Source organism: Trinickia sp. HAY1-2D (assembly GCF_056754935.1).
The window spans coordinates 2,654,713-2,677,768 of record NZ_JBPGWX010000002.1; the positions used below are offsets into that span (position 1 = coordinate 2,654,713).

At 60.1% G+C, this 23,056-nt stretch carries 18 protein-coding genes and 8 pseudogenes; 7 read left to right on the forward strand and 19 right to left on the reverse strand.

Features of this window, described 5'->3' with window-relative positions:
* Nucleotides 1-92 precede the first annotated feature (92 nt).
* From ACR9ZC_RS19525 to ACR9ZC_RS19565, 9 genes and pseudogenes are all read right to left on the reverse strand, one after another.
* Nucleotides 93-263 carry an XRE family transcriptional regulator gene (locus tag ACR9ZC_RS19525; RefSeq protein ID WP_481581565.1) on the reverse strand — a complete coding sequence of 57 codons (171 nt, stop codon included), beginning with the start codon at nucleotides 261-263 and terminating at the stop codon, nucleotides 93-95.
* Nucleotides 264-305: 42 nt separating this feature from the next.
* Nucleotides 306-431, reverse strand: coding sequence for a hypothetical protein (locus tag ACR9ZC_RS19530; protein WP_481581566.1), 126 nt, complete (start codon nucleotides 429-431; stop codon nucleotides 306-308).
* A gap of 12 nt (nucleotides 432-443) precedes the next feature.
* The gene (locus tag ACR9ZC_RS19535) at nucleotides 444-734 is read right to left on the reverse strand and encodes an addiction module antidote protein (RefSeq protein WP_481581567.1); all 291 of its coding nucleotides are present in this window, start codon (nucleotides 732-734) and stop codon (nucleotides 444-446) included.
* Nucleotides 735-1,166, reverse strand: coding sequence for a type II toxin-antitoxin system RelE/ParE family toxin (locus tag ACR9ZC_RS19540; protein ID WP_481581568.1), 432 nt, complete (start codon nucleotides 1,164-1,166; stop codon nucleotides 735-737).
* Nucleotides 1,167-1,636: 470 nt separating this feature from the next.
* Nucleotides 1,637-2,407 carry an IS21-like element helper ATPase IstB gene (gene istB / locus ACR9ZC_RS19545; protein WP_481579760.1) on the reverse strand — a complete coding sequence of 257 codons (771 nt, stop codon included), beginning with the start codon at nucleotides 2,405-2,407 and terminating at the stop codon, nucleotides 1,637-1,639.
* A gap of 14 nt (nucleotides 2,408-2,421) precedes the next feature.
* Nucleotides 2,422-3,945, reverse strand: coding sequence for an IS21 family transposase (gene istA / locus ACR9ZC_RS19550; RefSeq protein WP_481581569.1), 1,524 nt, complete (start codon nucleotides 3,943-3,945; stop codon nucleotides 2,422-2,424).
* A 271-nt stretch (nucleotides 3,946-4,216) separates the two neighbouring features.
* Nucleotides 4,217-4,321: pseudogene (locus tag ACR9ZC_RS19555) on the reverse strand (CsgG/HfaB family protein); the annotation flags it as partial.
* Between the two features lie 66 nt (nucleotides 4,322-4,387).
* Complete coding sequence (locus ACR9ZC_RS19560; protein WP_481581570.1) at nucleotides 4,388-4,960, reverse strand: hypothetical protein; 573 nt, start codon at nucleotides 4,958-4,960, stop codon at nucleotides 4,388-4,390.
* Between the two features lie 335 nt (nucleotides 4,961-5,295).
* Entirely contained in the window at nucleotides 5,296-5,658 is a 363-nt protein-coding gene (locus ACR9ZC_RS19565; RefSeq protein WP_481581571.1) for a hypothetical protein, read from the reverse strand.
* Between the two features lie 160 nt (nucleotides 5,659-5,818).
* Between ACR9ZC_RS19565 and ACR9ZC_RS19570 the strand changes: the two are divergent.
* A pseudogene (locus ACR9ZC_RS19570) lies at nucleotides 5,819-6,768 on the forward strand (IS3 family transposase); the annotation flags it as partial.
* Nucleotides 6,769-6,809: 41 nt separating this feature from the next.
* Here the strand turns inward: ACR9ZC_RS19570 and ACR9ZC_RS19575 are convergent.
* A pseudogene (locus tag ACR9ZC_RS19575) lies at nucleotides 6,810-7,619 on the reverse strand (IS256 family transposase); the annotation flags it as partial.
* 55 nt (nucleotides 7,620-7,674) lie between these two features.
* Nucleotides 7,675-8,280, reverse strand: a pseudogene (gene istB, locus ACR9ZC_RS19580) (IS21-like element helper ATPase IstB); the annotation flags it as partial.
* 166 nt (nucleotides 8,281-8,446) lie between these two features.
* Between istB (ACR9ZC_RS19580) and istA (ACR9ZC_RS19585) the strand changes: the two are divergent.
* A complete protein-coding gene (istA, locus tag ACR9ZC_RS19585) occupies nucleotides 8,447-9,970 on the forward strand; it encodes an IS21 family transposase (protein ID WP_481580254.1) in 1,524 nt (507 codons plus the stop codon).
* A 12-nt stretch (nucleotides 9,971-9,982) separates the two neighbouring features.
* On the forward strand, nucleotides 9,983-10,750 hold the full coding sequence (gene istB / locus ACR9ZC_RS19590) for an IS21-like element helper ATPase IstB (RefSeq protein ID WP_481580255.1): 768 nt from the start codon (nucleotides 9,983-9,985) through the stop codon (nucleotides 10,748-10,750).
* Nucleotides 10,751-10,846: 96 nt separating this feature from the next.
* Here istB (ACR9ZC_RS19590) and ACR9ZC_RS19595 read toward each other — a convergent pair.
* From ACR9ZC_RS19595 to ACR9ZC_RS19605, 3 genes and pseudogenes are all read right to left on the reverse strand, one after another.
* Nucleotides 10,847-11,014 (reverse strand): annotated as a pseudogene (locus ACR9ZC_RS19595) (ATP-binding protein); the annotation flags it as partial.
* A gap of 14 nt (nucleotides 11,015-11,028) precedes the next feature.
* Nucleotides 11,029-12,552, reverse strand: coding sequence for an IS21 family transposase (istA, locus tag ACR9ZC_RS19600; RefSeq protein ID WP_481581572.1), 1,524 nt, complete (start codon nucleotides 12,550-12,552; stop codon nucleotides 11,029-11,031).
* A gap of 221 nt (nucleotides 12,553-12,773) precedes the next feature.
* Nucleotides 12,774-13,292 (reverse strand): annotated as a pseudogene (locus tag ACR9ZC_RS19605) (transposase); the annotation flags it as partial.
* Nucleotides 13,293-13,350: 58 nt separating this feature from the next.
* On the opposite strand from ACR9ZC_RS19605, the pseudogene ACR9ZC_RS19610 reads away from it, so the two are divergent.
* Nucleotides 13,351-13,620: pseudogene (locus ACR9ZC_RS19610) on the forward strand (integrase core domain-containing protein); the annotation flags it as partial.
* A gap of 773 nt (nucleotides 13,621-14,393) precedes the next feature.
* On the opposite strand, the gene ACR9ZC_RS19615 reads toward ACR9ZC_RS19610, so the two are convergent.
* A complete protein-coding gene (locus tag ACR9ZC_RS19615) occupies nucleotides 14,394-14,918 on the reverse strand; it encodes a cytidine deaminase-like fold-containing protein (RefSeq protein ID WP_481581573.1) in 525 nt (174 codons plus the stop codon).
* 50 nt (nucleotides 14,919-14,968) lie between these two features.
* Here ACR9ZC_RS19615 and ACR9ZC_RS19620 point away from each other — a divergent pair, with 50 nt between their 5' ends.
* The 3 genes from ACR9ZC_RS19620 (at nucleotide 14,969) to tnpC (ending at nucleotide 17,279) form a co-directional block, all read left to right on the forward strand.
* Entirely contained in the window at nucleotides 14,969-15,355 is a 387-nt protein-coding gene (locus ACR9ZC_RS19620) for a transposase (RefSeq protein ID WP_481581574.1), read from the forward strand.
* Complete coding sequence (gene tnpB / locus ACR9ZC_RS19625; RefSeq protein ID WP_481581575.1) at nucleotides 15,352-15,687, forward strand: IS66 family insertion sequence element accessory protein TnpB; 336 nt, start codon at nucleotides 15,352-15,354, stop codon at nucleotides 15,685-15,687. The genes ACR9ZC_RS19620 and tnpB overlap by 4 nt, the downstream gene beginning before the upstream one ends.
* Nucleotides 15,688-15,749: 62 nt before the next feature.
* Entirely contained in the window at nucleotides 15,750-17,279 is a 1,530-nt protein-coding gene (gene tnpC / locus ACR9ZC_RS19630) for an IS66 family transposase (RefSeq protein ID WP_481581576.1), read from the forward strand.
* A 757-nt stretch (nucleotides 17,280-18,036) separates the two neighbouring features.
* On the opposite strand, the pseudogene ACR9ZC_RS19635 reads toward tnpC, so the two are convergent.
* The 4 genes and pseudogenes from ACR9ZC_RS19635 to ACR9ZC_RS19650 all read right to left on the reverse strand — a co-directional run.
* A pseudogene (locus ACR9ZC_RS19635) lies at nucleotides 18,037-19,617 on the reverse strand (hemagglutinin repeat-containing protein); the annotation flags it as partial.
* A gap of 32 nt (nucleotides 19,618-19,649) precedes the next feature.
* On the reverse strand, nucleotides 19,650-20,315 hold the full coding sequence (locus ACR9ZC_RS19640; protein WP_481581577.1) for a hypothetical protein: 666 nt from the start codon (nucleotides 20,313-20,315) through the stop codon (nucleotides 19,650-19,652).
* On the reverse strand, nucleotides 20,305-22,206 hold the full coding sequence (locus tag ACR9ZC_RS19645) for an HNH/endonuclease VII fold putative polymorphic toxin (RefSeq protein WP_481582717.1): 1,902 nt from the start codon (nucleotides 22,204-22,206) through the stop codon (nucleotides 20,305-20,307). Before ACR9ZC_RS19645 ends, ACR9ZC_RS19640 begins: the two co-directional genes overlap by 11 nt.
* Nucleotides 22,207-22,537: 331 nt before the next feature.
* Nucleotides 22,538-23,056 carry an Imm42 family immunity protein gene (locus ACR9ZC_RS19650; RefSeq protein ID WP_481581578.1) on the reverse strand — a complete coding sequence of 173 codons (519 nt, stop codon included), beginning with the start codon at nucleotides 23,054-23,056 and terminating at the stop codon, nucleotides 22,538-22,540.

The window sequence follows — 23,056 nt, forward strand, 5'->3', positions numbered from 1 at the left end:
GGTTCACAGCGTCGACGAGTTGTTTGCGGCGGTCGTGCCGCGCCTCAGCGCGGCTGGCTGGTCCGGGCCATAGACGATGGATGACGCCGAATTTAAGCCACCACAACATGCGTATGCTCAAGCGGGCGTCGTTCGGCATTCTTGACCACAATCTCGACGTCGCGCGCTAGACCATTCAGACACTCGATCATCGTGGCTTGGCTGACGCCTCCGAACTTGCCGCGCAACATCTCGGAGAGTTTGGATTGCGGCATTCCCAGCAACTCGGCCGCTCGCTGCTACGTCAGACGCCGGCTGGTGATGATTTAGCTGATCCCATGCGTCAGTCCGGCTTTGATGAGTATCTCGTCGGCCCGCGAGTAGCCAAGTTCCGCATGCGGATTGTCGCTACCTTGTTCAATGGCGATGCCGTCGATGAAACGGCGCTTCATGCTTGCGCCCAGTCACGCATGGGCAACCCTCGTTGTCAGTGCCAAGCCCAACGCGTTCAGCACCGCCAGCATCGGCTTCAGGGTCGGGTTGCCTTGATCGCTGAATGAACGATACAGTTGCTCGCGAGACAGCCCCGTCTGCCCTGCAATCTGGGCCATCCCCTTAGCACGGGCTACCACCCCGAGTGCATGCGCGATATAGGCCGCATTGTTCGTCTCGAACGCCTCAGCGATGAACACCGCCATCGCTTCCTCACTGCCTAAGTCCTCGGCAGGGTCATAGGTCGTTAGCTGTTTGGCCATTCACTCTGCCATCTCCTTCGCCAGGCGCTTTGCTGTCTCAATGTCTTTCGCTTGCCTGCTCTTCGTTCCCGCGCACGACAACACGATAATCGTATTGCTCCGTCTCTGGAAGTAAATGCGATACCCCGGCCCATAGTGGATGCGCAATTCGCTGATCCCTTCCCCCACCGTCTGTGCATCACCGATATGCCCGAAGGCCAGGCGGTCAAGCCTCGATGCGATCAATGCCGCTCGCCACCTTCTGAATGTCTCCGTTTGTAGTGCGAACCGATCGGCACCAGCCCGCAGAACCGCACTTTCATCGGCACGAAGCGTATCTTGGCCACGCCGCGGGAGCGCCTCGCCGTTCTTCGCGCGATATAGGAACAAGTAACGCTCACTGGATTGCACCCTGAAAATGCGGATCTCACGTTGCTCGCGTGCCGAAAGCATCCCCAAATCCCGCTCGCCGACGCACGAGGTGGGCGTGGAGAAAGACACGACTCGTCTATGCGGAGACATTCGCTGTCTGCCATCCCGCCGCCACGGCCCAGCGAATTACTTCACAGCGCTCGCCCTTCGCGTCGGCTCGGCAAGAGCCGTTGCCCCATTTCAACGGGTGCTCCGATACTGAATCAAGCGAAAAGCATCGACATCGTTGGGCTCACTCGAATCTTCGCGACCGATCCTGGCCGCCCGCCGGGATTTCGGGACCGCTTCGCAACAACGCTTCAGCCCGCGACGACTTTGACCGGTTTGCCAATGCGGGGCAGCATGTCCACCAAGGCATCAATCGTTAGCTCGCCCGCCCGCTGATTCACGCCTTGTCACCTTCCGGCATAAAGGAGCCGAGTATTTCCGGCATATAGGCGCCAGCAGAAGTGGGCAGAATCGAGCATCTTTGTGGTTCAAGAATGTGCCGTTTATCCGGCGTTTGCAAGGTTCAAGTGATGCTCCGGCAGGTGCCTCGGGCTGCGATATGAGTGCCCATCGAGCACGAGGCAGTAGGCGTTGTGACGCAGGCGGTCGAGCGTAGCCGAGGCCAGCAAGCGGTTAGCTGGAAACGCCTGATCCCATTCGGTCAGATCGAGGTTGCTCGTCACGATGGTGGAGGCCGCCTCGTAACGCTCGGCGATCAGTTCATGCAGATCCTCGTCGGCGGGCGGACGAAGCGGTTTGAGCCCGAAGTCATCGATGATCAACAATTCGACGCGCATTAAGCTGGCGAGCCGACGCTCGTAGGCGCCGGTGGCGCGTGCTGCGTTCAAGCTCGTTGTGAGCTGGGTGCAGGTGGTGAACAGCACGTCGACTCCCTGGCGCACGGCGCAATGGCCGAGGGCCTGCGCCAGATGGCTTTTACCGGTACCGCAGGGCCCGACGATGAGCACGGGTGCGTGCTCGCCCAGGTAACGACCGCCGGCCAGATCGTGTACCAGGGCACGGTTCAACTGCGGTAGCCGATCGAAGTCGAATTGCTCCAGCGTCTTGCTGGTGCGGAAGGCGGCGCGTCGCATGCGTAACGCAAACTTCTTCTGCTCGCGCCGGGCGACTTCGTCTTCGATCAGCAGCGCGAGGAAGTCGACGTAAGAGAGCTTCGCGTCGATCGCTTGGCGATTGCGCGCCTCCAGCGAGTCGAGGATGCCGGACAGGCGCAGTTGCTTCAGATGTGGGGTCAAGGCTGGCATGGGTTGCATGGCCATCTCCTGGGTCAGTGACGCACGTGGGCGTCGGGGGCAAACAGAGACTGGGCGTCGCGGGCGAAACGCGCGCTGGGCGCATGGATGTGTTCGTTCGAATCGGTGAGTGGTTGCTGATCGAAGCCGCCGACAAGGATCGTCTTGACGGTCCGATAGAAGGGACTGGCGTGTGCGAGCGCCCGAGCGCACGCCGCTTCCAGGCGCGAAGCTCCGTAGGGCTTCTGCAACCGCATGACGCCCTGCGCCGCACGCAGGCGTTCGAGAATGTGATCGGCCAGCAGCAGTTCGATGAGCTCGGCGCAAGCCGGCCCCACGCGCGTAGCTTGTTCGAGACACCACTGCCGATCGTGAGCGAGAAACGCGCGCGCCTCGGGCGGCAGGTGGTCGCGCACGGTAAGCCGATCGCCGGGGCGGCGGCCGCGTACGTGCGAAGCGACCAGTCGGTAATCGTCGTAGATACAAACCGAAGCATCCGTTGCACGCAGCCACAACCGTTTGCCGACCAACGAGAACGGCACGGAATACAGCACGCGCTGATGGGCGACATGGCAGTCTCGGTGAACCGAGACCTTGTGCCAGGTGCCCAGATCGGGGGCGACGGCTGGCAGCTCGCGCATCAGTGGCCGTTCGATCTCGAACAAATCGAGCGGTACTTTGCGTGTTGTACCGTGGATGCGACGCCCCGCTTCATGCATGACCCAGTGACGAGCCTGCTCGTTCAGATCCATGAAGTCGCGGAACTGGCGCAGCGGCAGGAAGTTGCCTTTTACGTATTTGACGCCGGCTTCGACGATGCCCTTCTTGGGCGGGTCCGCCGGCGGGCAGGGATCGATCCGGAAACCGTACCCTTCCGCGCATTCCGCGTAGGCGCGTTGCACGACAGGGTCGTAAGCGCAGGCACGCGTGATCGCGCACTTGGGGTTGTCGATGATCACGCGCGTGGGCACGGCGCCGAACCATTCGAAGGCGCGACGATGGCACCCGAGCCAAGTTGCGACCGTCTGGTCCCAGACGAACTCGACGTACTGATGTCGCGAGAAGGCAAGCGTCATCACGAACGCCCACGTGCGCCGCAGCACGCCGTCGGCGTCGGGCAGCATCGGGCCGGCACCGAAATCGACCTGCGCCGCTTCGCCGGGCGCAGAGCTGAGCGGCACGGTGGCCTCGGGCGGACGGTCCGCGTTGATCGAAACGATCATGCGATAAACCGACGAATAACTGCCGGTGTAGCCGTGCTCACGCCGCAAAGCGGCCAGAATCGCGGTGCCGGGCACTTGCTGCTCGATCCATGAGGCGATCAATGCGCGGTGGACCTCGAGCCCCGAGACGGTGGACCTAGCCTTGTGCGGCGGGCCGAGCGCCGCGGCGATCTCGGCGTCATCCGGTAACGGCGCATCGGGCTTGAGCCAGCCTCGTTGTTCGGCCAACTCTCGCAGTGCGGCGAGCTTGCGTCGGCCCATATAGCGACAGCGCGCCAGTTCGCGCTCGGAATCCCCGTGGCGCATGCGCACGAGAACCTGGCGATATTGATGCATCTCGATTCTCCGTCGGCCCATCGCAGCCTCCCTTGGGGGATCACGCCCCACAAGTTAAGCCTGCGATGAGCATCACGATCGAGATGCTCGATTCCTGCCCTGGCTCCTGGCTCCTATATGCCGGAAATCGACTGGCTCCTATATGCCGGAAACGCAGTGGCTCCTTTATGCCGAAAACGTCCCGGCTCCTTTATGCCGGAAGCCCAGTGGCTCCTATATGGCGGAAGATGACACGCCTTTCTGGCAACATCGGACGGTGGCGGTTCAGACTCTGGCTCCATACGATCACTTTCGATGTCGTTGTATCGACGATGTCCAGGTTGACCTTCGCGTAGGCGACTTGCGCCTTGCCGAGGCCAAGAATCCCGAAAAGTTTGATCGTCGACGGCCAGACAAAGGCAAAGCCGCAAATCGGCGTATGTTGTTGTCGAACACGCTCGATTCAGTCCAACTTTTCCAGCACACTGTAGTGAGTCCGATCGTGATAAAACCACTTCACGCTAAATGAATACCAATTGCGCTTGAATGGTACAATACCGCGCTCGGATATCCCAAAAAATTCGTCGTCGCTGTGCCCCTTCATATGGATAGCGGAATGCAAGGCAAGGTACGGGGACGTTTGAAAATATGCGTTTTCTCCGCATATGATCGAACCGTCGAGGCTTGCCACGCCTGTTTCGATCGTGCACGCGTGCGGGCTGCTCTTTTGCACCGCGACACCGGTGCCATTCAGGAACGCAAACACTGGCTTGCCATACTCGCTTGGCGAGATTTCGAGCAGCGCAATGTCAGGTCCAAGCGAGCCGTCGACGATGCGATACCTTCCGAAGAATACCGGAAGTTTCTCGACGTTATTGCCGGTAAGCGCGGTGTCGTAAGGAGTAATCTGCGCTGGTCGATTTCCGCCATTCACAACCGTATTCCATGTGCAGGCGGACAAAATCACGCTGAACGCCGTATAGACAATCGGCCGGTACGGCTTTCGATTCGATCGTTTATTCAATTTAGGTAACATACTCATCTCTCGAGCGTTGGCATACTGAGTTGATTGCATGAAGGCATGTGTTACGGTAAAGGCAATTTTTGAAATAATCCACCGATATGAAGGCATTTAAGGGCAAGTTGAACGTCGGTCCTGCATGCAGCATCTCGACGATTTCAAGCCCGCCCACGCTCACGTTTGCGCCGGACATACGCCTATCGCTTGTACATATTGGCCGTACCTCGTTGACCGTTTGGCTTCGACAGATTCGCCGAAATGCCATTCACAGCATCCCGGCACCGATCTCTTGCTGTGCCGCTCTTTCGGGAGGCGCCGAATCTTCTCGCCCCCGTTGCGGACTCGACCGGTCAACCCGTGTGCGATTCGAACTCCATCTTGCTCAACACGCCACTCGCGCTGTCGAAATAGAACGTTGCCGTCTTCGTAGTGCCTACCGGTATCCCAACGAACACGACGCCGACCGCTGCTCGCCTAACATACCGATAGGTCCAGATTTCATAGCTACCAGCGGTGGACTTGGACGATGGCGCGCCGAGTTGTTCAACAACTTGATCGCGTGTCGCGGTGCCGACCACGAATTGCTGCTTCAATGACTCCTGGGACGCGTCCGAGATTTTTTGCGCGCCCTCTCCTGGCGCGACCGATACGGCACAGCCGAACAGTGAGGACACCATCAAAACCCCGAAAACAACTTTAATAATTAACTTCATTTTTAATTTCCCCGATTGAATAACAAATAAAAGCTCCCGATATTGCGCAGCGCTTGCAGCGACAACTGGAACGGCCCCCTGAAAGTCCGGACACAGTCTCCCACTTACAATAGCGGGTAGGCATATGACTGTGTTTTTGACTAACACCAATCAAGAAGTGATGGATGTATTGACGGGGCCCGAGCGCCGGCGGCGGTGGTCGGTTGAAGAGAAAGTGGCGATGGTCCGGGAGAGCCTCGAGGCGGGCAAGACGGTCTCGATGGTGGCTCGCGTGCATGGCGTGAATCCGAATCAGTTGTTTCATTGGCGCAAGCTCTATCAGGATGGCAGCCTCTCGGCGGTGAGTGCCGGCGAAGAGGTGGTGCCGGCCTCGGAGTTGGCCGACGCCCTGAAGCAAATCAAGGAACTGCAACGGTTGCTGGGCAAGAAGACGATGGAGGCGGAAATCCTTCGCGAAGCCGTCGAATTCGGTCGAGCAAAAAAATGGATTGCGCGCTCGCCATCGTTGCCGGGGGACGACCAGTGAAGCAGGTCTGCGAAGTTCTCGGTGTAGCGCGCTCGAATATGACGGCAAAGCTGGCGCGGCCGACTGATTGGCGTGATGGGCGCACGGCCAGGCGAACCAACGACGCTGGGTTGGTCGAAGAAATCCGGCACATCATCGCGCACTTGCCGAGTTGGGGTTATCGACGAGTTTGGGGCAAGCTTCGAAACGAGCGAGAAAGCCAAGGCGCAGCTCCAGTGAACGTTAAGCGGGTTTATCGCGTCATGCGCGTGCATGGCCTGTTGCTGGAGCGTAGGCCAATGCCACCCCGTCCGCAGCGCCGGCATGAAGGCAAGGTCGCTGTCGCCAAGAGCAATCAGCGCTGGTGTTCTGATGGCTTCGAGTTTCGCTGCGACAACGGTGAGCCGCTGCGCGTGACGTTCGCATTGGACTGCTGCGACCGCGAGGCGATGAGCTGGGCGGCGACGACCGGCGGCCACAGCGGTGACATCGTGCGCGACGTCATGCTTGCGGCTGTGGAGCATCGCTTTGGCAGCACCTTAAAGGCGCCCGAGCAAATCGAATGGCTGACGGATAACGGCTCGGGCTACATCGCCGAGAAAACGGAGGTGTCAGAAAGTTTGTGTGCTGAGGTCGGTTAAAAATCTCAGCTGATGGCGGCGGTGAATCGCTCGCCGAACAGGATGGCGAACTGATTGACTGCTTGCCGCCAAGTGATCGGTGGCATCTTCCAATCCTTTTCGATGTTGCGCAAGGCCAGGTACAGCAGTTTGCTTGCGGCTTCGTCGCTTGGGAAGTGACCGCGGTTCTTGACGATCTTACGCAACTGCATGTGCATGCTCTCGATCGCGTTGGTCGTGTATATGATTTTGCGTACTTCCGGCGGATAGGCGAAGAATGGGATGACTTGTTCCCATTGGCGCTGCCACATCGCGGCGACCGTTGGGAATTTCTTGCCCCATTCGCTTTGCGAGAAGGCTTGCAGCGCCGCCTCAGCGGCTTCGGCGGTGGCGGCCTGATAGATCGGCTTGAGCGCCGCAGCCAACGGCTTACGGTCCTTCCAGCTCGCCAGATTCAGCGAATTGCGGATCAGGTGCACGATGCATGTCTGGATCTGGGCGGCCGGATACACCGCTTCGATCGCCTCGGGGAAACCGCGCAAGCCATCGACGACGGCGATCAGGATGTCGTGCAAGCCGCGGTTCTTCAGTTCGTTGAAGACCTTCAGCCAGAACTTGGCGCCTTCGGTTTGCTCGATCCACAAACCCAGCACTTCCTTACGGCCGTCGGCCCGAATGCCCAGCGCGAGGTACACCGCCTTGTTCTTGACCGTGCCTTCGTCGCGAATCTTCAGCCGAAGTGCGTCGAAATACACGATCGGATACATCGCTTCGAGGGGGCGTTGCTGCCACTTGTCACCTTCCGGCATAAAGGAGCCGGGTATTTCCGGCATATAGGCGCCAGCAGAAGTGGGCAGAATCGAGCATCTTTGTGGTTCAAGAATGTGCCGTTTATCCGGCGTTTGCAAGGTTCAAGTGATGCTCCGGCAGGTGCCTCGGGCTGCGATATGAGTGCCCATCGAGCACGAGGCAGTAGGCGTTGTGACGCAGGCGGTCGAGCGTAGCCGAGGCCAGCAAGCGGTTAGCTGGAAACGCCTGATCCCATTCGGTCAGATCGAGGTTGCTCGTCACGATGGTGGAGGCCGCCTCGTAACGCTCGGCGATCAGTTCATGCAGATCCTCGTCGGCGGGCGGACGAAGCGGTTTGAGCCCGAAGTCATCGATGATCAACAATTCGACGCGCATTAAGCTGGCGAGCCGACGCTCGTAGGCGCCGGTGGCGCGTGCTGCGTTCAAGCTCGTTGTGAGCTGGGTGCAGGTGGTGAACAGCACGTCGACTCCCTGGCGCACGGCGCAATGGCCGAGGGCCTGCGCCAGATGGCTTTTACCGGTACCGCAGGGCCCGACGATGAGCACGGGTGCGTGCTCGCCCAGGTAACGACCGCCGGCCAGATCGTGTACCAGGGCACGGTTCAACTGCGGTAGCCGATCGAAGTCGAATTGCTCCAGCGTCTTGCTGGTGCGGAAGGCGGCGCGTCGCATGCGTAACGCAAACTGCGTATTTCGGACGAACGTGACCGGCCGTTTCGGGATCGTGACCGACGATTTCGGCAACGTGACCGGTCATTTCGGGAACGTGACCGAGCGGACCGGAAGGCAGGATTGGCGTTGCGCATGACATCAACCACGCGGGCTATGCTCGCCGGCTTTGGCCGGAGAGAACATGCCCGCGCACCGGATGAACATGCGCATGATCAAGGACGTTTTACGACTTAAATTCGACGGCGGCCTCTCGCACGATCGGATCGCCGCGTCGCTGGGCATTTCCAAAGGCGTGGTCACGAAGTACGTCGGACTGGCGGGCGCCGCCGGGCTGGACTGGGCAAGTGCCTGCGACATGGACGAAGGCGAGCTCGAGCGACGGCTACTCGGCAAGCCTACAGGACCAGCCGCCTACGCCCAGCCCGATTACGGGCGCATCCATCAGGAACTGCGCCGCAAAGGTGTGACGCTGACCCTGCTGTGGGAGGAGTACCAGGCCGAGTTCGCCGACCGGCAAACCTACCGCTACACGCAATTCTGCGAGCACTACAAGGCGTTCACGAAGCGTCTTAAGCGCTCGATGCGTCAGATCCACCGCGCCGGCGAGAAACTGTTCGTTGACTTCGCCGGTCCCACATTGCCGCTGACCAGCGGGCGACGCGCGCACGTGTTCGTGGCCGCCATGGGTGCCTCGAGCTACACGTTCGCGTGCGCGACGCCGGCCGAGACGATGGAGGACTGGTTGGGCGGCATTGCGCGCGCGCTGACCTTCTATGGCGGCGTGCCGCAACTGATCGTGCCGGATAACCCGCGCGCGATGATCGCCGATCCCGACCGCTACGAACCCCGCGCCGGTGACACCGTGCTGGACTTCGCGCGTCATTACGGCACTTCATTCCTGCCTGCACGCGTGTATCGCCCGCAGGATAAACCGAAGGTAGAAGTTGCGGTCCAGGTCGTCGAGCGTTGGATCATGGCGCGCCTGCGTCATCACCGGTTCGCATCGGTCCAGTCGGTCGACGACGCAATCCGGCCGTTGCTCAAGAACCTAAACGAGCGCCCGTTCCAGAAACTGCCCGGATGTCGTGCGAGCGCATTCGCCGACCTCGACGCACCGGCACTGCAACCGTTGCCCGCCCAGCCCTATGAGCTCGCGCGCTTCAAGACGGTGACAGTTCACATCGACTATCACGTCGAGATCAACAAACACCGCTACAGCGTGCCGCACGCCCTGGTCGGTCTCAAGCTCGATGCGCGCATCACGGCGGGCGCCGTCGAGCTATTGCATCGCGGCCGCCGCGTTGCCAGTCATGCTCGCAGCGATCGCGTAGGTGGCTACACAACGGTCGTCGAACACATGCCGGCGGCCCACCGTGCCCACCTGGAATGGACGCCCCAGCGATTGATTCACTGGGGCCAGCAGATCGGCGCGGCAACTGGCGTGCTCGTCACCCGATTGCTGCAGGAGCAACGCCATCCAGAGCACGGCTATCGGGCATGTCTCGGGTTGCTCTCGCTGTCTCGCCGCTATGGCCGCGAGCGCCTCGAAGCGGCGTGTGCGCTGGCGCTGGAACTGGGCGTACACCGGTACCGCCATGTGCGCGACATCCTCATCAATAACCGCGACCGCGCTGCGGCGGCAACGCCTGCCGACTGGGTCAGCCCGAGTCACGCGCACGTGCGCGGCCCCAGCTATTACCAATAACGAGAACCCGCCATGATGATGCAACAGACATTGACGCAACTGCGAGCGCTGAGGCTTGACGGCTTCGCCGACGGCCTTGAAGAACAACTGACGCAACCTGGTTCGGTTAGTCTCAGCTTCGAGGAACGGCTATCACTCCTGGTCGACCGGGAAGCCAGTTGGCGTGATGATCGGCGCCGCACACGCCTGCTTAAGCAAGCACGCTTGAAGTATCCGCAGGCCGCCATCGAAGATCTCGACACCCGCGCCGGCCGAGGCGTGGACTCGCGCTCGCTCATGAGCCTCGCCCTCGGTGATTGGGTCGAAGCCGGTTACAGCCTGCTCATCAGCGGCCCAACGGGCGCGGGCAAATCGTGGCTGGCCTGTGCGCTCGCGCAATACGCCTGTCGGCGCGGACATTCGGCGTTGTATCTGCGCGTGCCGCGCATGAGCGAAGAGCTGCGCGTGCTGCACGGCAACGGCGGCTTCACCAAATGGTTGCTACAAGTAGCCCGCGTTGATGTGCTCCTGCTGGACGATTGGGGGATGGCTCCCCTCGATGCGACGGTTCGAAACGATCTGCTCGAGATGATCGACGACCGCGCCGCAGGCAAGGCGACCATCGTCACCAGCCAATTACCGATCGAACACTGGCATGGCTGGATCGGCGACGAGACCATTGCCGATGCGATGCTCGATCGGCTCATGCAGCGGCATCATCGGATCACGCTCACCGGCGAATCGCTCAGAAAAGCGGCCCTTAAACCCAACGTTCCGGAGCCCGAACTCGACCAAAACTAGCGAGGAAAACTACAATCGACACCGCGCAACGCCAAAACCCGCCGAATCGGTCACGTTCCCGAAATCGGCGGTCACGTTCGCCGAAATACGCACAAACTTCTTCTGCTCGCGCCGGGCGACTTCGTCTTCGATCAGCAGCGCGAGGAAGTCGACGTAAGAGAGCTTCGCGTCGATCGCTTGGCGATTGCGCGCCTCCAGCGAGTCGAGGATGCCGGACAGGCGCAGTTGCTTCAGATGTGGGGTCAAGGCTGGCATGGGTTGCATGGCCATCTCCTGGGTCAGTGACGCACGTGGGCGTCGGGGGCAAACAGAGACTGGGCGTCGCGGGCGAAACGCGCGCTGGGCGCATGGATGTGGTCGTTCGAATCGGTGAGTGGTTGCTGATCGAAGCCGCCGACAAGGATCGTCTTGACGGTCCGATAGAAGGGACTGGCGTGTGCGAGCGCCCGAGCGCACGCCGCTTCCAGGCGCGAAGCTCCGTAGGGCTTCTGCAACCGCATGACGCCCTGCGCCGCACGCAGGCGTTCGAGAATGTGATCGGCCAGCAGCAGTTCGATGAGCTCGGCGCAAGCCGGCCCCACGCGCGTAGCTTGTTCGAGACACCACTGCCGATCGTGAGCGAGAAACGCGCGCGCCTCGGGCGGCAGGTGGTCGCGCACGGTAAGCCGATCGCCGGGGCGGCGGCCGCGTACGTGCGAAGCGACCAGTCGGTAATCGTCGTAGATACAAACCGAAGCATCCGTTGCACGCAGCCACAACCGTTTGCCGACCAACGAGAACGGCACGGAATACAGCACGCGCTGATGGGCGACATGGCAGTCTCGGTGAACCGAGACCTTGTGCCAGGTGCCCAGATCGGGGGCGACGGCTGGCAGCTCGCGCATCAGTGGCCGTTCGATCTCGAACAAATCGAGCGGTACTTTGCGTGTTGTACCGTGGATGCGACGCCCCGCTTCATGCATGACCCAGTGACGAGCCTGCTCGTTCAGATCCATGAAGTCGCGGAACTGGCGCAGCGGCAGGAAGTTGCCTTTTACGTATTTGACGCCGGCTTCGACGATGCCCTTCTTGGGCGGGTCCGCCGGCGGGCAGGGATCGATCCGGAAACCGTACCCTTCCGCGCATTCCGCGTAGGCGCGTTGCACGACAGGGTCGTAAGCGCAGGCACGCGTGATCGCGCACTTGGGGTTGTCGATGATCACGCGCGTGGGCACGGCGCCGAACCATTCGAAGGCGCGACGATGGCACCCGAGCCAAGTTGCGACCGTCTGGTCCCAGACGAACTCGACGTACTGATGTCGCGAGAAGGCAAGCGTCATCACGAACGCCCACGTGCGCCGCAGCACGCCGTCGGCGTCGGGCAGCATCGGGCCGGCACCGAAATCGACCTGCGCCGCTTCGCCGGGCGCAGAGCTGAGCGGCACGGTGGCCTCGGGCGGACGGTCCGCGTTGATCGAAACGATCATGCGATAAACCGACGAATAACTGCCGGTGTAGCCGTGCTCACGCCGCAAAGCGGCCAGAATCGCGGTGCCGGGCACTTGCTGCTCGATCCATGAGGCGATCAATGCGCGGTGGACCTCGAGCCCCGAGACGGTGGACCTAGCCTTGTGCGGCGGGCCGAGCGCCGCGGCGATCTCGGCGTCATCCGGTAACGGCGCATCGGGCTTGAGCCAGCCTCGTTGTTCGGCCAACTCTCGCAGTGCGGCGAGCTTGCGTCGGCCCATATAGCGACAGCGCGCCAGTTCGCGCTCGGAATCCCCGTGGCGCATGCGCACGAGAACCTGGCGATATTGATGCATCTCGATTCTCCGTCGGCCCATCGCAGCCTCCCTTGGGGGATCACGCCCCACAAGTTAAGCCTGCGATGAGCATCACGATCGAGATGCTCGATTCCTGCCCTGGCTCCTGGCTCCTATATGCCGGAAATCGACTGGCTCCTATATGCCGGAAACGCAGTGGCTCCTTTATGCCGAAAACGTCCCGGCTCCTTTATGCCGGAAGCCCAGTGGCTCCTATATGGCGGAAGATGACACCACTGTTCGACTTCGGCCAGCACCTCATCGGTGACGGTCGAAATCAGGTCGGGCGACACCTGTAGGCCATATAGCTCCAGCAAATGGCCTTGGATCTCGCGCACGCTCATGCCGCGCGCGTACATGCTGATGACGTGGTCATCAAAGCCTGGCAGCCGGCGTTGATATTTGCCCACTAGCTGCGGCTCGAACGTCGCCTGCCGATCGCGCGGAATGTCCAGATTCAGTTCGCCGTTGGGCGTGAGGACCGTCTTGGGGCTCGTACCGTTGCGGTGGTTGCCGGCCTTGCCTTGCTCAGCCTCGTTCTCCAGGTGATGCGTGAGCTCCGCTGCCAGCATGCGCTCAGCCAGTCGCTTCTTCAGTTGCCCGGCCAGGCCCGATTCGCCGAGAACCGACTCGGCATCCTTGTTCTGAATCTGCGCCAGCAGTTGATCGACCAGTTCGTCAGGGAACAGCTTCGGCGCCTTCGGGTTCTTGCTCTTCTTGGTCACGGTTGCTTCGGTCATAGGACGTAATTTCCGTTATCGTCTCATGACCTCGGCACACTAAAATTCTGACAGGCTCGAGAAAACCCGCGCCTTCGCTGCCGACATCGGCCTGAAGCCGTTGACGACGCCCGTATGCAGCCCGCAAAGTAACGGCATGGCTGAGAGCTTCGTGAAAACGATGAAGCGAGATTACGTGAGCTTCATGCCGAAGCCCGACGCTGCAACGGCGGCACGCAACCTTGCAGTCGCCTTCGAGCATTACAACGAGCAGCATCCACATAGCGCGCTGAAATACCGTTCACCACGTGAATTCCGGCGCAGGACCAAATCATCGACTCAAGTGTGAGGCGGTGTCCGGAAGTACAGGGGCAAATCCAACAACCAATTGAGCACGTCTCCATAGCTCATAACGTCTGCATGGCTAGCCACTTATGCCTCGACTTTCCGCTTCTATCTCCAACTGATGCAACTACCGATTGTAAAGGTCTGCAGTCGACACCCAGCCCCATCATCGATCCAGAGGAGGCATTCGCGCCTCCCTGACGTAGCAACGGCTCTTTCCCACAACGGTTCCTGCCGCGCTTCAGTTATACATATAGCTGCGCTGATGACACGCGCACTGCCGAGGACTGGTAAGGCGCGAAATCGCCTTGTTCAACGTGGTTTCCGGTCCCAAACAGAGCGTGTCTGCGCAAGACTCGATTCCGTAAGATCGCCGTGATCAAAGAAATCACGAAACATCTGCATCGCTATCGATAAGTCACGACACACCGTTCGATCATCCCATTCATGCTCGTTAAAGTTGGTAGTACCTCGGAAAGGTGCATCGCCCGGCTCCCACCACTCTCTGCTCTTTGACCTCTCGCCCGGAATTTTTTGGGGACTATAGATCAGTCGGCATGCTCCAGAGCGCGCCTCCATACCCAAATGCGTTCCTAGCTGCGCTTTATCATCCTGATCAACGACTCCCGCCCATAACTTAACCTGTCCCCCAAACGCAAACGCCCGTTGAACTCGCAACTCAACGTGAGACCAAACAGGTTCCGGCAGGGAAACGCTGAGAGGATCCTCACCCGAACCATCAGTTGCATCTAACCAGAGAAGTTTTCGCATCATGTCTTATCTCGGCAATTGAGGGGATTTAAGCGTCCCCCATGTTGTCGTTCCACGCACCCACTGTCTGACCGCGCCGGTAGCTCCGTCCACTACCGTTAGTTGATTTAACCCAGCCGCATTCGCCATATCTATCAAATCGCTGCTGCAATAGGAGCAAGGCGACTGCCCTCTAACCACAACCGTCATGGATTGACCCTTCGTGAGTCCTGCATCGTAGGCTTGCTGAATTACACCGATCTCGGCATGCGCCGCGCCATACGTGCCATTCGGATCTCCAGCAGCAACCAGGTCGGAAATCAGCGTCGGTTGGTTCGCCTCTCCGAATCCGGCCCCCCGAGCCGTCTGATTGACATCAAAAAACGTTTTTCCTCCAACACTTGCATCAGCCGTCACTTGGACCGGGGCACTAGCCCCCGGTAGCGTTGTACCAATGAGCGGGTCCTTAGACTGTGCAATCGCCAAATCAGCAGCCAGTCCTCGCGCTGTAGCGTAAGCGCCCGGCAATGTCATCTTGAGCCGGTCGGGCATTGAAAGCGACGATCGTGTCCACCTAACTTTTAAGTGGACACGTGTACGCTATGAACGGAAACGAAGCGGTATCGGACGTGGTGCAGCCAACGCGGCGGCGCCGCCACAGCAAGGAGTTCAAGGAGAAGGTGATCCGGGCGGCGATGCAGCCGAACGTGTCGATTGCCGCAGTGGCGCTGCATTACCAGTTGAATGCCAACTTGTTGCGTCGCTGGGTGGCCGCGCGCGAAGAACAAGACGTCGCGCGCGAAGCGCGCCAGTCTATGAGCGCGCCGCCGGCTGAGTTTGTGCCGCTGCAGTTGTCGGCGCCAAGCGTGACACCTGTGTCGGCGCAGATTCAGATCGAGGTGCGCCGGGGCGCGGCGACCATCACTGTGCGCTGGCCGGTTGGCGCCGCGGCCGATTGCGCTGTCTGGTTGCAAGGTTGGCTGCGATGATCCGCATCGAGGCGATCTGGCTGGCGACCGAGCCCATCGATATGCGCGCTGGCGTCGATACGATCCTGGCGCGTGTTGTGAAGGTGTTCGGTGCGGCACGTCCGCACCACGCATACCTGTTTGCCAACAAGCATTCGACACGTATGAAGGTGCTCGTATATGACGGGCTCGGCATCTGGCTAGCTGCGCGTCGGCTCAATAAGGGGCGGTTCATCTGGACGAACGGGGACCAGGCGATCGCCACCGCACTCAATCCCGAGCAGTTGCATGCACTCGTGATGGGGTTGCCCTGGCAGACGCTCACGCCCGATCACGCGATCACGGTCGTGTAATACCCCCAGGGCCGTAAACCGGCTTGCTTCCGCCGCGGGTTGGGTTCTGGCAGACTGGCCGAATGAACCCACCCGCGAACCTCGATGCCCTGAGCCCCGACGAACTGCGCACGCTGGCTGCGCAGTTGATGGCTGAGGTGAGCGAGAAGAACCGGGAACTGAGCTACCGTCAGACGCGCATTGATCAACTGACCCACGAGATTGCCGCGCTCAAGCGCCTGCAATACGGCAAGCGCAGCGAGCAGTTCACCGCCGAGCAGATGAGCCTGCTAGACGAGGCAATCGACGCCGATCTGGCCGCGCTCGAAATCGAGCTGGAGCAGTTGCAGCCGACGCCTGCAGATAAGCAACGGCACAAGCCCAAGCGTGCGCCATTGCCGCCGCACTTGCCGCGCACCGACATCTATCACGAACCGGAAGACATCACGTGCTCGTGCGGTTGCCAGCGTCTTCGCGTCGGCGAGGACATTAGCGAGAAACTGGACTATGCGCCGGGCGTGTTCACGGTCGAGCGGCATATCCGCGGCAAATGGGCCTGCAAGGCGTGCGAGACGCTGGTCCAGGCACCCGTTGCGCCACATGTAATCGACAAGGGCATTCCCACCACCGGCTTGCTTGCGCAGGTGCTGGTTGCCAAGTACGGCGACCACTTGCCGCTGTACCGTCAGGAACGCATCTTCGAGCGCGCCGGCTTGGCGATTGCACAATCGACGCTAGGCGAGTGGGTTGGCGTATGCGGCGTGCGATTGCAGCCGCTGATCGATGCGCTACGCGAAGCACTTCTCCAGCAGGGCGTGCTGCACGCCGACGAAACGCCAGTGCAGATGCTGGTTCCCGGCAAAGGAAAGACACAGCGCGCATATGTCTGGGCGTACGCCACGACGCAGTTCGCCGACATGCGCGCGGTGATCTATGAGTTTGCCGACAGCCGTGCTGGCGAACATGCTCGCGCGTTCCTCGGCAAGTGGCGTGGCAAGCTGGTGTGCGACGACTACAGCGCGTACAAAGCCGGATTCGAACTGGGCATCACCGAAATCGGATGTGCGGCCCACGCCAGGCGAAAGTTCTTCGAACTGCATGCCAATCACAAGAGCCAGGTCGCCGAGCAGGCACTGAAATACTTCGGCGCGCTTTACGATGTCGAGCGCGATGTTGCTGAACTGAAACCCGATCACCGACGTGAGGTTCGCCAGGAGCGCGCTCGGCCGATCGCCGATGCGTTACATGAGTGGATGGTTGCCCAGCGCAAACTGGTCTCCGAGGGATCGGCGATCGCTAAGGCGCTCGATTACAGCCTGAAGCGCTGGGACGCGCTCACACGTTATCTGGTCGATGGGCATGTGCCCATCGACAATAACTGGTTGGAAAATCAGATTCGTCCATGGGCGACCGGGCGCTCGAATTGGTTGTTCGCCGGTTCTCTGCGCGCCGGGAAACGGGCCGCCGCGATCATGAGCCTGATTCGATCGGCGCAGATCAATGGCCACGATCCCTACGTCTATCTGAAAGACGTCCTCACTCGCCTGCCGACCCACCGCGCCGACGACATCGCCGCGCTTCTGCCGCATCGCTGGACACTCGCCGCGGCGTGATTGATGGCAATTTATGCCGAGGGGTGCCTTCGCCGGGCGCTTACGCTGTAGCTGCGTTAGCGATACCACCAGATGCGACCGCATTGCGGACATCGACAATGCTCGTCGCAGCCGCATCCGCCGTTCCGCCAGCCAAAAATTGACCTACGATAGCCTTGATCGCCCCCGACGTCAGCCCACCAGCCATACTCCCGAGCACCACACTTTCAGCCGGGTATAGGGGCGTTACAGAGCCATTCGCCGTTCCAATCTGCTGCAAGACGTCATTAGCGAAGCCATTGACCTGCTGATTCGTCGGCCCGTTCGGCGCAATGTAGTACTGCGAACCGATCCCTACCGATGCCGGCATCTCCCCCATCGCGAGCCCGAGCCTCGTACCACCCGGAGTACCGAACAACGACGAGTCCTTGAACTGAGAACCGGTCGCTTGGAACGTCTTCAGCAGGCCATCGTCAGCAACGATAGGACCACCATTGCTGATGATTGTCTGGCCTGCCATCCCCTGGATCGCCTGCTGCGCAGTTTGCAGCGATCGTACGAACTGCTGGTACGCCTGCGAGTTCCCCGACGCTTGGGCCGCTTGGGCCATCTGATTCAATTGGCTACCCAACTGTTGCCGCGCCTGTGAGTCCACGTCCGCATCGGCAACCAGCGTCAGAACGTTGGTCCAGTACGCCTCGATCTTCGCAACGTCGTCTGGGTTCTTCGCTTGCTCCAGCGCCATCTCGTGCGCCTTGTCGCCAATCAGCTTCCGCTCATCCGGATGCAACTGCCGATTGTAAAGATCCGCATTCGACGCAGTGAACGCCCCCGACGTACCCCCAACCAACGCGCCAGCCGCGCCGGACAGCACGTTCGACAGCACATTCCCCAGCGCTTGTGAGCCCGTCGCGTCTCCAATCGCACTCGCGATGCTGTTCAGTTTGGGCGCCAGCGCCGAAGACACCGCAGCCCCTGCCGCGCCCCCAAGTATATTGCCTCCGCCCAGCCCGGCTAAGGCTGCGCCGCCTACCGTGTGCAGCAGTATGCGGTTCGATCCCCCTTCGGCCCACGAGTCCGCCTCCGCCTGATACTGAGCCGCCGCCGTGGTATCGCCCGCTGCCTTCGCTGCATTCGCTTTGGCCTGCGCATCCTTCTGCTTCGAACTGGCATAGTCGCCGATGGCCTTGGCAATCGTCTGCCCTGCCGCCTGCGCCGCCTGCATCGTATCGGCCTGCTGCGATAGGATAGCCTGCACATCCGGCGTCTTAGCAACCGTGCCGTTCGTGTTGCTCGTGTCGCGACTCAGGCTTGCGACGTCCTGCTTCTGATTCGCCCCATCCGTGACATTGATCGTGCCCGCGCTCACCGCGCTGCGCGTCGTCGCGCTTTCGTCCCTATTCGCGTTTTGCGACATCATCGGCGTCACGCCATTCGGTCCGCTGGTCGATGAAACCGCAGCACTGAACCCGCCGCTCGATGCGCTGTAATGCGAATGATCTTGGATGTCGCTGTATGTCAGCGTGGCGGTCGTCAGGCTGTTCTGCGAAGCTTCCGCCGTACTCGCAATCACAGCACCCTTCAGGTCGGTGTTGCCCTTTACCGTGATGTCAAACCCACCCGAACCCGCTTGAATCCCCGCCTGCTCATTCACGCCGGCATAATTCCCATCCGCGTGGCCCTTTTGGGCATTGAAGCTCGCGCTCGCACCACCCATCGTGCTCACGCTAAACCCGCCACCCGCACTCGACTGATGCGCCGCGCTCACCGTCGTATCCTGCACGCTTGCGATGTTCAGATTGCCGCCGATATTGGCAACCACCTGGTTGGCGCTGACACTGGCGCCGACGATATTGGTATCGCCCCCGCTGAGGATCGTCGCCGAATTGCTCGCGTTGATATGCGTGTTGTTCTGCATGGCGGCATCCGAGTTACCGTCGCCATGCGCGTTCTGCATCGACGCCGAAATCCCCCACCCGTTCGTGCCAAACGACACCCCCACGCTCGCACTCGATGACGAATTCGAACTACGCGTCGAATCGGTATTCGTCGTGTTGAGCAAATTCACCTGGTTCTTGGCAATTAGCGCAACGTCGCTCGCACTTACGTCTGAGCCCGCGATAGTCACGTTGCCACTGCCCGGCGTGCCGTTGCCCGTTGCAATGAACGTTGCCGTCCCACCTGCCTGGACCGACGATCCTCGCTGCGTCGTCTGATCCTCGGACGACTGGCTCGAACTATGGCTCGAGCCAACGCTGACTTGAATGCCGATACTCGGTGCGTTTGTCCCGTTGGCGCCGTTCGCCAGCGCCGCTGCGCCCATGATGCCCGACGCGACATCGCCCGCCGCCGCGATCGAAGACCGATGCTCCTCCGCACCTTATGTCTCCTTTATTCGCTCGCGATAACCAGCGATTTCCCAGGACCGATTTGCTTGAGCGTAAGCGGGCTACTTACGGCCACGACTCCAACTTCGGGATCATCGAAAAAGCCGACTCGCTGAAACAAAAGACCGTTGCGATTTGCAACGGCTGATACTAACCCATTATCCTCGTTCCATTGCCCGGTCCAGCCAGCGGCAGGCAGATGCCCTAGCCCTATACCTTTTGGTTGAACGAGAATGTAACTACAAGAGCGCGGTGTCATTGTTCGCCCCGCCGCGACCACACTTTCCGGCGCAAGTCGCGCAGCACCAAAATATTTCAATTTCCCATCTCGCTCAATCAAAAATTCGAGGCGGTCGCAAGTTCCCTCTAAATCTATTCCCAGCATTTTTAATGAATTGAATAGCTTCCTGTGTCGCACGACTTTCGTATCAGGTTGCCACGCCGAGTGGCCTGTAATCAGCCAAACTTCATGGCCGCCAAAGCGACGCCCGACGTCATCCAGCACCGCGCCGAAAAGCATCGGAAAGACATCGACTCTCACACCACGTTCGACAGCCCACTCCACGGCTCCTAACTGCAGGTTCGCCGGAAATCGTTGACGGTCTAACGTCAAAACGTCATTCTCTGAAAAGATGTCCATGCTGCATAAGATTCGGGCTTCAATAGTCATAATGATTTCCGTTGGGATCATTGAAGTGCGGCCCTCTGTTCTGCGGGTTCCCATCGCCATAATAGTGCCCCGCGGCATCGTCCCGGATTATGAGCGTTTGCGTCCCACCGCCTGGAGCTGGAACCTCAAATTCATATTGGTAACCCGGTTGCTGATTCCCCCGCTTATCAACGTTTGGATAGACGGCGACAGGTTGTTGGCTCACAGGGATGCCCGCTGCACGCTTCGCCTCGTTGAAGGCGCCGCTTCTTCCGGCCCCATCCGGGGTTAAGTTAGGTGGAACTGTACCCTTGTCGTTCGTTGCGTTGCTATCGTTCCCTCCGACCGAACTTACGACGCCCTGCACCAACTGCTTGACGTCGTCAGGTATCGCCGCTGTGATCATCGCCCAGATTTTCGCGGGCCCTGGAAGCGGCGTCACCAACGGTCCCGCCTTCGCACTCGCATCAAGCTCAGTTGCAGGATCCGCGATAACGCCGTCGCCCTTCTTCGCCGCCTCGCCCGTAAATCCAGGCAGAGGCGGTAAGGGAGGCGCGGGAGCGAACGAAACCTGATTATTCTCGACCTCGATCTTCGCGGCACCCGCCGCCGTCGCCGCATTCAGGCCTGACGTCGCCGCAATCCCGGCAACCAGGCTCGTCACCATATTGCTACGCGCTTCGCGCTCCTCCGACGACAGATCCTTCGACGAGGTGAGAAGACTACCTAGCACCGAGCTCGCCGCCGCACCCATCGCACCTGCACCACAGCTCTGTCCGCTCGCCGCCGCGCCGGCACACCCCACAATAGCGTGCAACGCGGCGCGCGCGTCCTCGTTGCCGAGGCTGTCGGCGATTCGCTTCACCTCGTTCGTACCGAGTTCCTGCAGGTATGCGACGGTAGCATTTTGCGCAAACTGCCCGACGCCGCCGGTCACATTGCCGCCCGCGGCCACACTCAGGGCCGTCAGCAACTGACGATACGTCCCACCCGGCCCCCAATTGGCATTCAGTTCGTCCGCCCGCTGTTGAGCTGCCGCGCGCTGTTCCGGCGTCAGGCTCGGATCTTTTGCCGCCTTCTTGGCCGCATCCGCTTCTGCGGCACGATTCGCCACGAACGTGCCAAGCTGATTAATGAACTGGCTCGTGATATCGAACCCGGCTTGCACCTTGTTTTTATCGAAGATCGGCGCAAGCGTGCCACCCGTATTCGAAGTGTCCCGATTGATGCTTGCCACCACCTCGTCCGCCGACTTGCCCGTCAACTGTTGCTCTTTATCGCCGTCGGTGATTTCGATCGCGCCGCCACTGATACCGCTGCGCGTCGTAGAACTTGCATCGCCAGAAGCGTGCAGCGCCACCGGCGGCGCCATCGACAAGCCGCCCGCGCTCGGCAGCGTCGTACCCGACACCGGATTCACGTTGGTTGCCGTGCCCTTCTGATCCTTGCCGATTGACCCGCCGTAACCACCGGAAATCCCAACCTGCGACGCATCGTAGGACGCGTGATTCTGAATATCGCTATACGTCAGCGTCGCCGTCGTGAGACTGTTCGCTGCGTCCTGTACCGCCTTGTCGCTGCTTGCAAGCACGCCGCCTTTGAGGTCCGTGTTGCCCTTGACATTGATCTGAAAACCGCCGTCGCCCGCCTGGATACCCGATTGCTCCCCTACGCTCGCGTAGTCGCTCCGCATCTCTTGCTGGCTGACATTCGCTGAAACGCTCGAGCCCCCATAGCAGATGGGTGGCACACATACGCTCACCGATACGCCGGCGCTTTGCTGTTTCGAGTCAAAGTGGTCGAGGTTTTGCAAGCTTGCGACATTAAGGTTGCCGCCAATGTCCGTGACCACCTGGTTGCCGGAGACCACCGCGCCCTTGACGTTCGTATCACCGCCCGATCGAATCGTCAGCGTATCGCCTGCTGCGACATGCGTATTGGTCCATTCGCCGAATCACCATCAGCATGGCCTCGGCTTCTCGACTCGCCCGCGGAAAGGCTATATATCTCCTTGCCATCAATCACGATTTTTGGGCTTCTCGCCGCTCGAAAATCGGGCCGTCGATGAATTAGACGCCATATCAATATCGCGATCAACGATCGTAATCGACTGTTGCATGATGCTACGGCCAACGAGACACAAAATCCTTTTCGCCGTTCCAAGCGGGAACCCGTTCGAGGTGACGGAACGTCGATGTTAGGGGTTGTTCCTACATCCAATCAGAACACTAACATCGGCAACCTCATTTCCTCGCTCCATTTTGTGCAAGATAGATCTGATCCAGAGCATCGTACGCCGCAACCGCGATAGTATCGAATTCACCATGCAGCAGATGCACAACGTTGACATCCGAATGTTCGTCGCGAGAATACATAAGCAACGAATCACCATCCCCGTCAACCAAAAAGATATTCCACGAGTTGAATATATCCACAGGTATTCTGACGTCCAGCTTTGCTGGCAAAAATTCATTATCGACAAAATGCGAAATCTCATTACTTAATTCGCTCAATGACATTGTAATCAAGTCCACGATCTTACTGGGAGGGAGCACAGCAAGCTTCGGACACGTTCGCTGCCCCCCATCCCCGACGACATACTTCATCTGAAAGAGTACGTCGCGCAGCGACACCCCTGAGCAATAGTCCCCCACCATTTCGCCGCCAATCCAGTAGCAAAACCGACCAAATAGCCATGATCCGCCATGGTTGTCGTCGAGTTCAAACTCAATAGCGAATCGCGCCTTATCACCAAACTTCAC

Bases quoted from the DNA above. Each gene is read 5' to 3' on its own strand.
- ACR9ZC_RS19530 (WP_481581566.1), bottom strand. From the start codon at position 431: ATGAAGCGCCGTTTCATCGACGGCATCGCCATTGAACAAGGTAGCGAC.
- ACR9ZC_RS19535 (WP_481581567.1), bottom strand. From the start codon at position 734: ATGGCCAAACAGCTAACGACCTATGACCCTGCCGAGGACTTAGGCAGT.
- ACR9ZC_RS19540 (WP_481581568.1), bottom strand. From the start codon at position 1,166: ATGCTTTCGGCACGCGAGCAACGTGAGATCCGCATTTTCAGGGTGCAA.
- istB (WP_481579760.1), bottom strand. From the start codon at position 2,407: ATGCAACCCATGCCAGCCTTGACCCCACATCTGAAGCAACTGCGCCTG.
- istA (WP_481581569.1), bottom strand. From the start codon at position 3,945: ATGCATCAATATCGCCAGGTTCTCGTGCGCATGCGCCACGGGGATTCC.
- ACR9ZC_RS19560 (WP_481581570.1), bottom strand. From the start codon at position 4,960: ATGTTACCTAAATTGAATAAACGATCGAATCGAAAGCCGTACCGGCCG.
- ACR9ZC_RS19565 (WP_481581571.1), bottom strand. From the start codon at position 5,658: ATGAAGTTAATTATTAAAGTTGTTTTCGGGGTTTTGATGGTGTCCTCA.
- istA (WP_481580254.1), top strand. From the start codon at position 8,447: ATGCCCGCGCACCGGATGAACATGCGCATGATCAAGGACGTTTTACGA.
- istB (WP_481580255.1), top strand. From the start codon at position 9,983: ATGATGATGCAACAGACATTGACGCAACTGCGAGCGCTGAGGCTTGAC.
- istA (WP_481581572.1), bottom strand. From the start codon at position 12,552: ATGCATCAATATCGCCAGGTTCTCGTGCGCATGCGCCACGGGGATTCC.
- ACR9ZC_RS19615 (WP_481581573.1), bottom strand. From the start codon at position 14,918: ATGCCCGACCGGCTCAAGATGACATTGCCGGGCGCTTACGCTACAGCG.
- ACR9ZC_RS19620 (WP_481581574.1), top strand. From the start codon at position 14,969: ATGAACGGAAACGAAGCGGTATCGGACGTGGTGCAGCCAACGCGGCGG.
- tnpB (WP_481581575.1), top strand. From the start codon at position 15,352: ATGATCCGCATCGAGGCGATCTGGCTGGCGACCGAGCCCATCGATATG.
- tnpC (WP_481581576.1), top strand. From the start codon at position 15,750: ATGAACCCACCCGCGAACCTCGATGCCCTGAGCCCCGACGAACTGCGC.
- ACR9ZC_RS19640 (WP_481581577.1), bottom strand. From the start codon at position 20,315: ATGACTATTGAAGCCCGAATCTTATGCAGCATGGACATCTTTTCAGAG.